Source organism: Aeromonas genomosp. paramedia (genome assembly GCF_023093515.1).
Classification (GTDB): domain Bacteria; phylum Pseudomonadota; class Gammaproteobacteria; order Enterobacterales; family Aeromonadaceae; genus Aeromonas.
In genome coordinates, this window is record NZ_JAAROG010000020.1 from 103,133 (window position 1) to 116,617 (window position 13,485).

13 protein-coding genes are annotated in these 13,485 nt (G+C 62.5%); 8 read left to right on the top strand and 5 right to left on the bottom strand.

Annotated features, from left to right (window positions below; genetic code table 11):
- The first annotated feature begins 89 nt into the window (after positions 1-89).
- Entirely contained in the window at positions 90-1,076 is a 987-nt protein-coding gene (gene dusA / locus HB860_RS16040; protein WP_247627279.1) for a tRNA dihydrouridine(20/20a) synthase DusA, read from the top strand.
- 2 nt (positions 1,077-1,078) lie between these two features.
- Positions 1,079-1,228, top strand: a complete 150-nt coding sequence (locus HB860_RS16045) for a hypothetical protein (RefSeq protein ID WP_106885023.1) — start codon at positions 1,079-1,081, stop codon at positions 1,226-1,228.
- A 75-nt stretch (positions 1,229-1,303) separates the two neighbouring features.
- Here the strand turns inward: HB860_RS16045 and HB860_RS16050 are convergent, their stop codons facing one another.
- Together HB860_RS16050 and hupA are read right to left on the bottom strand one after the other, a co-directional pair.
- Positions 1,304-1,729, bottom strand: coding sequence for a hypothetical protein (locus tag HB860_RS16050; RefSeq protein ID WP_106887789.1), 426 nt, complete (start codon positions 1,727-1,729; stop codon positions 1,304-1,306).
- A 113-nt stretch (positions 1,730-1,842) separates the two neighbouring features.
- Positions 1,843-2,115: a nucleoid-associated protein HU-alpha gene (gene hupA, locus HB860_RS16055; RefSeq protein ID WP_005305063.1), complete on the bottom strand. Its 273-nt coding sequence runs from the start codon at positions 2,113-2,115 to the stop codon at positions 1,843-1,845.
- A 338-nt stretch (positions 2,116-2,453) separates the two neighbouring features.
- Here hupA and rsd point away from each other — a divergent pair, with 338 nt between their 5' ends.
- Both rsd and HB860_RS16065 read left to right on the top strand, forming a co-directional pair.
- Positions 2,454-2,936, top strand: coding sequence for a sigma D regulator (gene rsd / locus HB860_RS16060; RefSeq protein ID WP_139436892.1), 483 nt, complete (start codon positions 2,454-2,456; stop codon positions 2,934-2,936).
- A gap of 102 nt (positions 2,937-3,038) precedes the next feature.
- Entirely contained in the window at positions 3,039-3,422 is a 384-nt protein-coding gene (locus HB860_RS16065; protein WP_247627438.1) for a PilZ domain-containing protein, read from the top strand.
- 57 nt (positions 3,423-3,479) lie between these two features.
- On the opposite strand, the gene radA is transcribed toward HB860_RS16065, so the two are convergent.
- Positions 3,480-4,844 (bottom strand): DNA repair protein RadA, encoded by a 1,365-nt coding sequence (gene radA, locus HB860_RS16070; RefSeq protein ID WP_025325651.1) that lies wholly within the window; start codon positions 4,842-4,844, stop codon positions 3,480-3,482.
- A gap of 100 nt (positions 4,845-4,944) precedes the next feature.
- On the opposite strand from radA, the gene HB860_RS16075 reads away from it, so the two are divergent.
- On the top strand, positions 4,945-7,314 hold the full coding sequence (locus tag HB860_RS16075) for a PilZ domain-containing protein (RefSeq protein ID WP_247627280.1): 2,370 nt from the start codon (positions 4,945-4,947) through the stop codon (positions 7,312-7,314).
- A 102-nt stretch (positions 7,315-7,416) separates the two neighbouring features.
- Here HB860_RS16075 and HB860_RS16080 read toward each other — a convergent pair whose 3' ends face one another.
- Positions 7,417-8,322: an alpha/beta hydrolase family protein gene (locus tag HB860_RS16080; RefSeq protein ID WP_247627281.1), complete on the bottom strand. Its 906-nt coding sequence runs from the start codon at positions 8,320-8,322 to the stop codon at positions 7,417-7,419.
- A 29-nt stretch (positions 8,323-8,351) separates the two neighbouring features.
- Positions 8,352-9,356, bottom strand: coding sequence for a phosphoserine phosphatase SerB (serB, locus tag HB860_RS16085; RefSeq protein ID WP_247627282.1), 1,005 nt, complete (start codon positions 9,354-9,356; stop codon positions 8,352-8,354).
- A 127-nt stretch (positions 9,357-9,483) separates the two neighbouring features.
- Here serB and HB860_RS16090 point away from each other — a divergent pair, with 127 nt between their 5' ends.
- From HB860_RS16090 to HB860_RS16100, 3 genes are all read left to right on the top strand, one after another.
- A complete protein-coding gene (locus tag HB860_RS16090) occupies positions 9,484-10,122 on the top strand; it encodes an AhpA/YtjB family protein (RefSeq protein WP_247627283.1) in 639 nt (212 codons plus the stop codon).
- A gap of 490 nt (positions 10,123-10,612) precedes the next feature.
- The gene (locus HB860_RS16095) at positions 10,613-12,301 is read left to right on the top strand and encodes a DUF3300 domain-containing protein (protein ID WP_247627284.1); all 1,689 of its coding nucleotides are present in this window, start codon (positions 10,613-10,615) and stop codon (positions 12,299-12,301) included.
- The gene (locus HB860_RS16100) at positions 12,301-13,242 is read left to right on the top strand and encodes a DUF2950 domain-containing protein (RefSeq protein WP_247627285.1); all 942 of its coding nucleotides are present in this window, start codon (positions 12,301-12,303) and stop codon (positions 13,240-13,242) included. The genes HB860_RS16095 and HB860_RS16100 overlap by 1 nt, the downstream gene beginning before the upstream one ends.
- The last annotated feature ends 243 nt before the right edge of the window (positions 13,243-13,485 follow it).

Below are 13,485 nucleotides of genomic sequence, written 5' to 3' on the forward strand. Positions count from 1 at the left end.
CCTGTGCGCGGCGACAAAATTCATTTTCTGAGGCTGTCTCACCTTGTGGTAGAATCCGGCCCCTTATTTTGCCAACTCGGATGATTTTTATGCAGGCGCAGCGCTTCTCCATCGCCCCCATGCTGGACTGGACCGATCGGCATTGCCGTTATTTCCACCGTCTGATGACCCGCCAGACCCTGCTCTATACCGAGATGGTGACCACGGGCGCCATCATCCATGGCAAAGGGGATTATCTGGGTTACAGCGAGCAGGAACATCCCCTCGCCCTGCAGCTCGGTGGCAGCAACCCGGCGGACCTGGCCCGTTGTGCCAGGCTGGCCGAGGAGCGCGGCTATGACGAGATCAACCTCAACGTGGGTTGCCCGTCGGATCGCGTCCAGAACGGCCGTTTCGGCGCCTGCCTGATGGGAGAGCCCGCCCTGGTGGCCGACTGCATCAAGGCGATGCGCGATGTGGTGGGCATTCCGGTGACGGTGAAGACCCGCATCGGCATCGATGAACAGGACTCCTACGAATTCTTGCAGGCCTTCATCGAGCAGGTGCGCGATGCCGGTTGCGAGACCTTCATCGTCCACGCCCGCAAGGCCTGGCTGAGCGGCCTGAGCCCCCGGGAGAACCGCGAGATCCCGCCGCTCGACTACCCGCGCGTCTACCGGGTCAAGCAGGACTATCCCGAGCTGACCATCGCCATCAACGGCGGGGTCAACTCCCTCGAGCAGACTCTGGAGCACCTGCAGCAGGTGGACGGGGTCATGATGGGGCGCGAGGCGTACCAGAACCCCTACATTCTGGCCGAGGTCGACAACCGGGTATTCAGTCTGGGGGGCGAGGTGCCGAGCCGCCACGAGGTGGTGCGCATGATGCTGCCCTACATGGAGCAGGAGCTGGCCAAGGGCAACTACCTCTCCCACATGACCCGCCACATGCTGGGCCTGTTCCAGAACATGCAGGGGGCCCGCGCCTGGCGCCGTCACCTGAGCGAGAACGCCTGCAAACCCGGGGCCGGCATCCAGGTGGTGCTGGACGCCATGGCCAAGGTGCCGGAATTCGCCAGCGCCGAGTCGGTGGAGTAAGCATGTATCGCTTCACCGGTTCCTGGCTGCACAAGGCGCTGGTTCGCCTCTGTGCCGGCATGCTGGCCATCCTCGGCATCAAGCTCAGCGCCTTCTATCTGCTCGGGCTCCTGATAGTGCTCGGTCTGCACAGGGAGCAGTTGCTCGGCTGAGCCCGCCAGCCACTCAGGCAAGAAAAAGCCGGAACAGCGATGTTCCGGCTTTTTTATCTGGATGATGGCGCCCGTTCACTCCTCCAGCGCCACAAACTGCAATTCCGGAGGGGAGGAGGTCAGCACGTCGGCGCAGTAATCCCAGGTCGAGATGCGATAGTGCTGCAAGTCCTCGTCCAGGTGCAGGCCATCGGACTCCTGATGGAACCAGCTGGCAAAACGGGACGGGGTGATCAGCTGGATCTGCTCCTCGATGACGTGGCTGTCCCGCCCTTCCGCCAGATCGCAATCTTCCATCACCCTCACGGCGAAGATATGGCGGAAACTGACCCGGCACAGCGGCTGCGGCGGCAGGTCTATGCTGCGGGCGCGCCCCAACACGACCGTCAGATTGTCACTCCAGATATCCTGATGCAGTTCGGCCACAACCAGGCCGGGGGGAAGTTGGCGGGAGGGTGCCCAGGGCACGGCCACCTGCCGGATGGCATTTTTCTGTTCCATATCCACCTCACTACAGCGCATGCCATATCCTGAGTGTATCTGAAACAAATTTTAACGAAGATGGCAAGAAAAAACCCGGCAGGCGCCGGGTTTCATTTGATTACTTTACGCGATTACTTGACGGCGTCTTTCAGCGCCTTGCCTGCCACAAAGGACGGCACATTGGCGGCTGCAATCTGGATCTCTTTGCCAGTTTGCGGGTTGCGACCGGTGCGGCCCGCGCGATGGTTGACCTTGAAGGTACCAAAACCCACCAACTGAACGGCATCGCCCTCTTTCAGGCTCTGGGTAATACCATTGATGATCTCTTCCAGAGCAACTTTGGCCTGAGCTTTGCTCAGGTCTGCTTTGGCGGCAATTGCATCGACAAGTTGAGCTTTGTTCATAACATTTCCTTTATGATCGGGCATTTAGCACCGGGCCACTCTATTCAAAAAAAAACACTCAGGCAAAGGCTTTATCAGCCGGATTGGCTTGAATGCTGGGGTTTTCATCAAGATCTGCGGAAATAGTCACATATCTCGCCCCTGCGTCCTCCTGACAGGCGACACGGGACCAGAAACCGACGGAGACTTGTATGCAAACCCCCGCCTGATGTAACAATATCCCCACACTCCTATTGACGGTCAACAGGATTTTCCCTAGTTATAGGAGTGTCGTCAGTCGCTGAGAATGACCGAAGGCCTGCAGCCATCGCGCTTCATGCCATGCCCATGGAGGGACTATGTTAACTGAACTGGAACAAACCAAGCGCGCGTTGGCAGGCAAGCACAGGGCAATCGATGACTGGCTGGATGCCAGGCAGGCATTGCTGGTCGAGTACATGCGACTGGCCGGGCTCATGCCCACCAAGTCCAAGCAACGCTCCCTTCCCGGTCATGTCGAACTGCAACGCTTCTGCGAGCAACTGGTCGACTACGTCAGCGCCGGTCATTTCGAGATTTACAACCACGTGGTCACCGCCTTCGAGCAAGCCAGCGGTGACAAGCTGGAACTGGCCAAACGCATCTATCCCCATATCCGTGCCTGCACCGAGTTTGCCCTGGAGTTCAACGACAAATACAGCAATGCCGACGAGGCCCAGCTGTTGCAGCTCGATGAGGATCTGAATCAGCTGGGTCCCGTGCTGGAGGACAGGTTCAAGCAGGAAGACAGGCTGGTCAAGGCGCTTCAGGTGGTCGAATCCCTCAGCCGCCAGCAGGTCTGATGTTCAATATCGGAGCCAGTTCAACATCCTGATGCGCCGGCTACATTACACTCTGTGGCATGGATGGTTAGCACTGTGCTCCCACGCAGACCGGAGATGAACATGGCCGAGCGCCGCCACTTTACCCGAATCTTCTATTTGACCGCCGCCAAGCTGACCCAGGGGGCGCGCCAGTGGCGTACCCAGCTGGTGGATGTCTCCCTGCAGGGTGCCCTGCTGCTCAGGCCCGAGGATTGGGTCGGCAGCGACGACAAGGAGTACGAGATCTGCTTCATGCTGGGCGGCAGTGACATCGAGATCAAGATGCAGGTCGAACTGACCCACGAAGCCAGCAAGAAGCTGGGGTTCTACTGCCACCACATCGACATCGACAGCGCCACCCACCTCAAGCGGATGATGGAGCTGAACATAGGTGAAGAGCAGTTGCTGTATCGCGAGCTGGAGCAGTTGCTGCAAGAGCACAGGGAGCACAATCCCCCCTCCTGACCCGCCAGCAATGAAGAAGGAGCCTGACTGGCTCCTTTTTGTTTCTCTTTTAGGTGGCTACAACGCCTCGAGGGCATCGGACAGCTTCTTCACCGGCACCACTTCCATCCCCTCGATGGGGTGCTTGGGGGCATTGGCATGAGGCACTATGGCGCGGCGGAAGCCGTGCTTGGCCGCCTCCTGCAACCGCTCCTGGCCGGAGGGCACGGGCCGGATCTCCCCAGACAGCCCCACCTCGCCGAACACCACCAGATCCTTGGGCAGGGGCTGATCCCGGAAGCTGGAGACCATGGCCAGCAGCAACGCCAGATCCGCACTGGTCTCCTCGACCTTGACCCCGCCGACCACGTTGATGAAGACATCCTGATCCGCCATCTGCAAGCCGCCGTGACGGTGCAGCACCGCCAGCAGCATGGCGAGACGGTTGTGATCCATGCCCACCGCCACCCGCCGCGGATTGGAGACCTGGGAGTAGTCCACCAGCGCCTGCAACTCCACCAGCAGGGGGCGCGTCCCCTCCCAGATCACCATGACGATAGAGCCGGGGGCCTGCTCCTCGCCGCGGCTCAGGAAGATGGCGGAGGGGTTGCTCACCTCCTTCATCCCCTGCCCCGTCATGGCGAAGACGCCAAGCTCGTTGACCGCACCGAAGCGGTTCTTGTGGGAGCGCAGGGTCCTAAAACGCGAGTCGTGGGCACCGTCCAGCAGCACGGAGCAGTCGACGCAGTGCTCCAGCACCTTGGGGCCGGCCAGGGTACCGTCCTTGGTGACATGGCCCACCATGAAGATGGCGACATGGTTCTGCTTGGCGTAGCGGGTGAGCAGGGCCGCGGATTCGCGCACCTGGGAGACGGAGCCGGGGGATGACTGCACATCCGCCACATGCATCACCTGGATGGAGTCGATGACCATGATCTGCGGCTGCTCCTGCTGGGCAATGATGCAGATCTGCTCCACGCTGGTCTCCGACAGCATGCGCAGCTTGTCGGTGGGCAAGCCCAGCCGGCCGGCCCGCATAGCCACCTGTTGCAGGGACTCCTCCCCGGTCACATAGAGAGTCTTCATCCGCTGGGCCAGGCCGCACATGGTCTGCAGCAGTAGGGTCGATTTGCCCGCCCCCGGGTTGCCGCCGATGAGGATGGCCGAGCCTGGCACCACACCGCCGCCGAGCACCCGATCCAGCTCCTTGAAGCCCGAACTGAAACGGGGGATCTCGGTGGTCGCCACTTCGGCCAGGGTCTGCACCTGGCTGCCGACGGCGCCGGCATAACCTGTGTAGCGGGCACTCTTGCCGGGGGTAGTGACGCCCAGCCGGACCTCGGTGATGGTGTTCCACTCCTTGCACTCGCTGCACTGACCTTGCCAGCGGGTGAAGTCGGCGCCACATTCGGAACAAACATAGGCGGTTTTGTTTTTGGCCATGGATAACTCGGGGACAGGATGAATTCCTGCTTGATATACTGGTTTGCGACCGGCAGATCAAACCCAGAATCGGAAAAGTGACTTTCCGCGGCAGGAATACATGGATTCAGAACAACCACTCCACCTGATAGAACAACTTGTCCCCCTGCTCCGGGAAAAGGACTTCGACGAGATCTTCAACCGCCTGACCCAAAACGAGAATACCAACGGCCGCTTCCTGCTGAAGATGGAACTCAAACGCAAGTGCACCCCCTGTCGGCGGGTGATCGACATGCGCAACGAGCTGGGGGCTCTCTGCCAGGTGCACGAGTTCGAAGGGGTGACCCACTTCATGCCCGCCGAGGCCATCGAGCAGTTCCAGTCCCAGTGCTACCTCTACCGGGACAGCTACACCCTCGGGGTCTACGAGGCGCTGCAAGCCTGGTACAGGCTCAATCAGGGGCGCAGCGATAGCCTCTCCCTGCCCGTCAGCCCGTTCAGCCCCTTCGACGTCAACGCCATCCCCTTCGCCAGCCACTACGGCCGGCAGGAGGAGCGGATGCACTTCAGCTCCCCCATGGTGCTCAAGCTGGCGAGCGGGGAGAAGCTGCAGGCCAAGAGTTCGGACATCTCTCTGGGCGGGATCCGGGCCTCGGTCCCCCATCTGCCCGACTACCAGACCGGCGACCACATCGAGGTCTTCTTCACCGGCCTGGAGCGGGAAAACCCCCACCCCCTGCTGCGTGACTCGATCAGCTACCAGATCCTGGGAGAGGAGCAGAAAGAGGGGAAATTCTGGCTGCGGCTGGTTCGATGCGGCGAGCACCCCGCCTTCGACGAGTTCCTGCGCGACTTCATCGAGCGCAACCGCAGCCGCTATCGGGTCAGTGTCGACTACCTGCTGTCGGCCGCCATCATCAAGGGATACGAGCAGTTCTACCTGCCGCGCATGACCGGCATGCCGCTCTACTTCGGCAAGGGCGACGCCCCTGGTCTCGAGATCGCCCTGCGCACCGAGAACAACCAGCACATCCTCGAGTACTGGCGTGACGCCAAGAACCGCGACATGCTCGCCAGCCTCTTCACGGCGGCGCGCATGCCCTCCCTGTTGCCCGCCAAAGGGGGGCTGCGCGAGACCCTGATCTACAGCTTCACCCACTCGGTGCGCAGTCACCTCTACTTCTTCTCCGCCACCCGCGAAGAGTTGCAGCAGAGCGGCCTGACCGCCCTCTTCTTCCAGGTCGGTGCCCGTCGTCCCAGCTGGCGCGTCTACAAGTTCAGCCTGGAGGCCTGCGCCCTGCATGAGGCCGACCTCGACAGCCAGCGGGGAGAGTCGCACCAGCTGCAGGACATGCTGCTGCGCGAACGCCTCGGCCAGATAGGCTATGTCGGCCTGCTGCAGGAGATAGGGCTGGACCACCAGCGCAGCGAATTCCACTACGACAACCAGCAGCCCAACGCCAACGCCTTGCAACGCTTCGGCCACGACACCCAGGCAGCCCCCTTCGAGATAGAGACGCTGCACTATGTGCAACTGCGCAAGGAGGCCCGCTATGTCCACAAGACGGCGATAGTGCTCAGGCACAAGGATCGCGCCTGGATCGGCTGGACCCGAGACATCTCGGCCCATGGCATGCAGATCGAGCTGGAGGAGGCATTCGAGGGGGAGAAGGGGGAGACGGTCACCGTCGCCCTGCCCAGGTTGCAGGAGCTCGCCAAGACCATGGACTTGCAGCGCCTGCCCTATCGGCTGGTCAGCCTCAATTTGAGCCGTACCGTGCTGCATCTGTGCATCGAAGGCACGGCGCAGCGCCACATCGGCCATCAGTTCTTCAGCCTGCTGATAGAGAGCAACCAGAACAAGCTCAAGACCACCCGGGAGCACAAGCGCTACCGCGGCATGGCACGGGCGCTGCGCAACCTCTATACCCACCACCTGTTCAACTCGCCGGTCTATGTCAACAAGCTCAAGGCGGCCGCAAGGCCTTCCGCCGTGGGCATGGCCCCCCGACCGCGCAGTCTCTCCGGCCTGTTGCAGGCCTGCGCCGGGCAGGAGAAGCAGCTGAACCTCTACCCCCTGTTCCAGGGGGCCCTGCTCAAGACAGTGCTGCTCAACCCATTGCGCACCCTGGCGCGGGAAGACAAGCCGGAGGAAGAAGAGGTCTACATCGCCAGCCTGCACTCCCGGGGCGGTGCCCCCCTGTTTCGCAGCCACCTGGCCAGCAGCTTTTCCTCGCCGGAGGCGAAGCGCCGCTTCATCGAGCTGGCCCTGCAGCAGGGCGAGTTCTATTCGGTGCTGGTCGGCATCTCCCGCACCGGTCGCCCCGACACCAGCTTCATCGCTGGGGAGCTGGACTACATCGCCAAGTTCGCCATTCACAAGGCCAAGCAGCTGGAGGAGGAGCTGTGGAGCGTGGTGGGGGTCGGTGAGCTGACCGATACCACTGAGGCCACCCTGTTCCGGCTCGGCATCAAGCCCCCGGCGAAGTAGCCCGGAAGAGGCCGGAAGAGGCCGACACCGGGTGCCCTCACCCGTCAGGTGTCGGCATCCGGGGCGGGAGGCGGGCAGATGGCGGCCCGTTTCAGCGGGCGCTCAGGCCGCCTGGGGATTGAGCAGCCAGGCGAGGATCTCGGGGAAGTGATCCTCCTGGGCCTGGGGCGCCGTCAGCATGTTGATGTGATCGTAATCGAGCCGGTTGCCGTTATCCCGGCCGAGGCGGGTATGGCGGGTCGCCGATCCCATCTCGGCGCTAAAGCGACGCACGTCCGTGGGGTGACCCAGCACCTTGTCCGCCTTGGCCGAGATCATCCAGAGCGGCGGCCAGCTCACCCTGGCGGCGGCCTCGTCATAGGCAAAGCCGTCGTGGGGATCCTGCCAGGGCCCGCATTTCACCCAGGGAATGGTCTCCTGCAGGTAACGCAAGGGCTCATCATCGGCCCCTATCTTCAACTTGCGGGCAGCCAGAAAACCCTGGCGGCGCGCCAGCCAGGGCGCCAACCGGTTCCAGATCAGGTCCACCTTCAGCCAGCGCTCGGGGTTCTGCACCGAGACCCCCCGCTTGGTGCCGAAGAACACCAGGCTCGCTATCTGATCCGCCAGCTCGGGGAAGCGCACCAGGGTCGAGGCCATGATGACCCCGCCCCAGGAGTGGGCCATCCAGTGCACCCTGGCCGCGGGATGGCGCGCCGCCACCCAGTGCTGCAGCGCGGGCAGATCCTCGGTGATCAGCTCATGCTGGCCGTGACCGGCCCGCTCGGCGATGGCCGGCGTGCTCTGGCCCCGGCCGCGCAGATCGGCCACGTACACCTGATAACCGTGCCGCGCCAGAAAACAGGCCAGCCCCTTGCCGGACTCGGTGTAGAAGATGCGCCCGTTCTCGATGGCGCCGTGCACCATCAGGATGGGGTCGGCATGGACGGCGACACCGGGCTGGATATGGCGCACATGGAGCCGATGTTCGCCACAGGGGACAAACAGGGATTGTTGCAACAGTTCCATCTTGTTCTTTGCTCCTCCTTGAGCGGGTTTCAACTCCAGCGCCTGTCGCGGCAGGCGAGCGCGCCGAGCAGGCAGAGCACCCCTTCCAGATCATGGTGATTGAGGGTGGCGGCCGCCTGGGCCCGCACCAGGGGCTTGGCGTGGATGGCGATGCCGAGTCCGGCCACCCCCATCATCTTGAGATCGTTGGCGCCATCGCCGACCGCCACCGTCTGGGCGGCGGGGATCCCATGCTCCCGTGCCAGCTGCAGCAGCGCCTCGGCCTTGGCGGCGGCATCCACTATGGGACCGCTCACCTGGCCGGTCAGCAGGCCCCCCTCCACCGCCAGCTCGTTGGCGAAGATGGCGTCCAGCCCCAGCGCCTGCTGCAGTTCGCCGGCGAAACGGGTAAAGCCGCCGGAGGCGATCGCCACTATCCAGCCCGCCTGCTTGAGGGTGTCGACCATCAGCTGCAAGCCGGGCATCCAGGGCATGGCGGCCGCCACCTCGTCGAGGATGGCGACAGGGGCCCCCTTCAGCAGGGCGACCCGGTTGCGCAGGCTGTCGGCAAACTCCAGCTTGCCCTGCATGGCCGCCGCCGTCACGGCCGCCACCTGCTCACCCACCCCGGCCAGACGGGCTATTTCGTCGATGCACTCGATCCGGATCGCGGTGGAATCCATGTCCATCACCAGCAGCCCGGGGATCGCCAGGGTGGGCAAGGAGGCGAGATGACAGGCATCTATGTCCCACTCCTGCCCCTTGAGGGCCAGCACCAGCTCGGGGGAGAAACGGCTGGCGCCGAGCAGCAGCAGGGGCACACCGGCCTGCTCCCCCACGGGATAGAGGCTGGCCTCGACCTCATGGTCTGCCAGCAGCGTCGCCACCTGTGTCAGGTGGCGGGCACCTAGCGCCTTGCCAAACAGCACCAGCCAGGCGCCGTCATGGGCACTGGCCGCGGGCAGCAGGGCCTCCGGGGTGAGCTGCCAGCAGGGAACACCGCACAGAACCTGGGACCAGTCGTGCGGGGAGCGGGGGAGTTGGGACAACAACATAAGAGAGACGCCTTCCTTGGAGATCATGGGGTTCATCATGCGGGCCCAGAGTAGCGTATTGCTTTTTGTACAGGCAAGCGCCAAGATCCCGCCACCATTGTCCATTCACCCCAAGAGGCTCAGCGCTGTGCGTCATCTCCCCATCAAACGTGTTATCAGCCTGGCAGCGGGGATCCTGCTCGGTCTCTGGGTGCTGGTGCTGATGATCCACATGCAGGGAGCAAGCCAGGCCGCATTGCACAGCGCGGCGCGGGACAGGGCCCAGGCGCTGGTCGCCTACGCCGCCCGGGACATGCGACGCTGGATCAAGGAGGACAAGGAGAGCGAGCTGGAGCGCCTGGCCCAGGATCTGGCCGCCGAGCCCGAGATCCTCGACGTCACCCTCTACGACGCCCGCGGCATTCCCCTCGCCCAGTCGGATCAGGCCGTTCCCCTCGAGAACCTGTTGCCCATCGGCACCGACAACAAGTCCCTGCCGGAGCAGGGCAAGGGGCGCACCCAGTTCGTGCAGGAGATCCAGGAGGGGAACCTGACACTGGGCTACCTGAGGATCACCCTGGAGGAGCAACAGCTGATCGCCGCGCAGGACACCCATCTCAAGGTGAGTCAGGAGAAACAGCGACTGATGCTGCTGGTGATGCTGCTGGCCGGCCTGCTCATCTCCTACGGGGTGCGCCGCAACTACATGCGGGTGCGCAAGCACAAGAAGAGATCGGTGCAGAGCCAGACCTCCGCCGACAACGCCCCGCCGCCCGGCATCGAATAAGGTGCCGCTCGCGAACCCCCTTGGTCCTGTTATTGCCCCCAGCGGTTCCAGTCTCTGCTCGAACAGGGCATCGCGACGCTTGGCTCCGCTGAAGCGCCCGATAACGACGTGACGCGCCACGATCACCTCATGCCGTAGTTCCTCGACCAGCCTATCCAGCCATTTGCGCTGCATCGACAGCCAGCTCCTCGATCTCTTCCATCCCCAAGTGCCTTGATTGAATCTCGAGCACCACCCAAGGCGGTATCTCATAGCCCTTAACGTCTCAGCTCTGCCCACCTGACTTCGGCGGCATCCAGGGCTTCAGGCGTAGCTTGAAAAAGAAGCAAACGAATTTTTCACCCCTTTCCAGCCGGTTTGGGGTGTGATCTCGATTCGTGGTTTATGTTTTCGGTATGAGACGCCCGCATTGAATGTGATGAGATACAACGTTTGTGGACATCTTCAGGCAAGAGGCGCATCAGCCACTCCAGCAGAAGGAAACAAGGTCATGAAACACCCCCTATTTCGCCGTAGCGCGTTGGCGGCCGTGATCGCCCTCGGCACGGTATTGGCTGCCTGCAAGGAGGAGCCCCCCCCCGTCACGCAAAGTGTCCAACCCAGCGCGGCCTCCAGCACAACCAGCGCTGCGGTCGCACCGCAAGCGCAGCCTCAGCCGATTAACACACAAGCATCGCAATATACCCCAGAGGCGCTCGAGACCCTGCTTGCGCCCATAGCCCTTTACCCCGACGCGGTATTGGCCCAGGTGCTGGCCAGCGCCACCAATCCGCAAGAGGTGCTCGATGCCGGCAACTGGCTGGTCGCCCACCCCAATCTCAAAGGGAAAGAGCTGACCGCCGCCATTGCGCCGCTGGGCTTTACGCCGCCCACCATGTCGCTGATGCGCTTCCCGACCGTCATGGACATGATGTGCTTGAAGATGGAGTGGACGACCGAGCTGGGCAGTGCCTTCCTGGCCGATGAACCGGGCGTATTGGCCGCCGTTCAGCGCCTGCGCCAACAGGCGATGGAGGTGGGCAACCTGAAAGACTCGGAACAGATGAAAGTGGCCAAGGATGAACAGAACAATCAGCAGATCGTCACCATTGCGCCTGCCAACCCTGACGTCATTTATGTCCCGCAATACGACCCAACCGCCGTCTATAGTGCGCCAGCCGCCGGGCCGGCTCCCGCGCCGGTGACCACAGAAACCACGACAACGACCGCACCTGCGACAACCACCACGACAGTGGTAGAACATGATGATGATGACGAGGATGAATACGACCGCGGTGATATGGTCTTGACGGGCTTGCTCGCCTTTGGGGCTGGCATGTTGGTCAACGAGGTCTTCAACGACGATGATGATGAAGGCGATTACTATTACCCGCGGTGGGGATCGGGTTATCCCGACGGTTATGTTCCCTATCGTTACAACCCCAACTATGGCAATGGTTTCCGTCCCGCCAATGGGTACAACCGTCCGGTCAACTATCAGCGGGGCTCTAACAACAAGATCTATATCAACGCCGAGGGAAACGATTACTTCAACAAGTTTGAGCGCGGCCCCAACAACTACCTGCGCCAGGCCGACAGCCCCATCACGGCGGCGCGCCCCCAGCGTGCCGAGCTGGCGACCCTGGAACAACGCCCGCTGAATAACGCGGCAGGAACGGCCCGACGAGATGTCACACCCAAGGGGACTTATGCGGGGGCCAATCGCCAGCCTGAAGGCACATACGCCGGCGCACCGCGCGCGGTCAACGAGGTGAATCGGGAGGCACGCGCAACCGCGCCGAAGGGGAGCTATGCGGGAGCCAACCGCCAACCCAACAGCGACAATGCCAAGGTGACGCGCGACGCCAGACAGGCGAACAGGGAGGCGAACGTGGCCCAACGCACGCCGCGCCAGGGCGACTACGCAGGAGACAAGGTCAAGCGGCAGCAAATCACGCCACAGACCGCCGGAGCGCGTGATCGCGGCCATGTCCAGCCACGCGCCACTCACAGCAAGAGCGCAGCACAGACGGCGACGCGCAGAGCTCCTGTTGCCTCGGCCTCAACCTCAAGGAGTGCCTTCCAAGGGGTACATAATTCGGGTAGAACCGAGCGCGCCGCCAGCCAACGTGGGCGCGAAAGTGTGGCCAGTAGCGGGCGTGCCGGGCGCACCACTCAACCCAGACGGAGTACGCGATAATGAAGCCTTTGTTGAAATGGAGCTGGGCTCCCTCATGGGTGTTGGCCATGCTGGCCCTGACCGTCGCCTGCAACGCAAGCGCCATGGCACAGCGCACCTTCGCCACCCCGGATGAGGCGGTGCAGGCCCTGATCACGGCCCTGGAGCGGAATGATGTCACCGCACTCACGCTGCTGCTCGGCGAGCACAGTGAGGAGGCCATCAGCTCGGGGGATGAGGTGGCCGATGCCAATGATCGCACCGCCTTCGTCGCGAGCTTCAAGAGCAAGCACCAACTGGTGGCCGACGGTAAGGATAAAATGATACTGGTCGTGGGGGAGTCGGATTGGCCACTGCCCATCCCCCTCGTGGCCACAGATGGCAAGTGGTATCTCGATGGCGCCGCAGGGGCCAAAGAGATCGTCTATCGCCGCATCGGTCGGAATGAGCTGGGGGCGATTGCGGTGTGCCGTGGCTTTATCGACGCACAGATAGAGTACGCCGCCATGGGGCATGATGGCCAATCCGCGGGACTCTTTGCGGCAAAACTGCGCAGTGATCCAGGCCAACAAAATGGACTCTATTGGCCCGTAAGCGAGGGGGAACCAGCCAGCCCGGCCGGAGAGGAGGTCGTCAGTGCCGCCGCAGAGGGTTACAAGGCCGTGGTCGGTCAACGCACCCCCTATCATGGCTACTACTACCGTATCCTGTATGCCCAGGGGGCTGCGGCCAATGGGGGGAGTAAAGAGTACTTTGTCGAAGGACAATTAAGAGACGGTGTCGCCCTGATCGCCTGGCCAGCCGATTATGCCAACAGCGGGGTGATGACCTTCATGGTGAATCACGAGGGGCGGGTTTATCAAAAGGATCTAGGGGCCAAAACTGCAACGGCCGTCGAGGCGATCCAGCTGTTCGATCCCGATGAGAGCTGGTCGCTGGTGGTGAGCGAAGAGGGTGATTAGGGCCCTTTATCCACCATGGGATCCTGAGCCGAGAGCGGCGTGATTGAGATCGCAGGAGGTGATGCGGGCCAGCCGGTCCCGCCGTCGGCCAACTGATAAGAGCATCGTTGTCGCTCAGCGGATCTGCCAACCGTTGCCCTCGCCAGCCCATGCAATGTTCGGCATCACAATGAAGCGCCGCCGAGTCAGAATATGCTTTCGTCTCATGGCGTTGAACTCGTTGTTGGCGGCCAGAAAGGATAG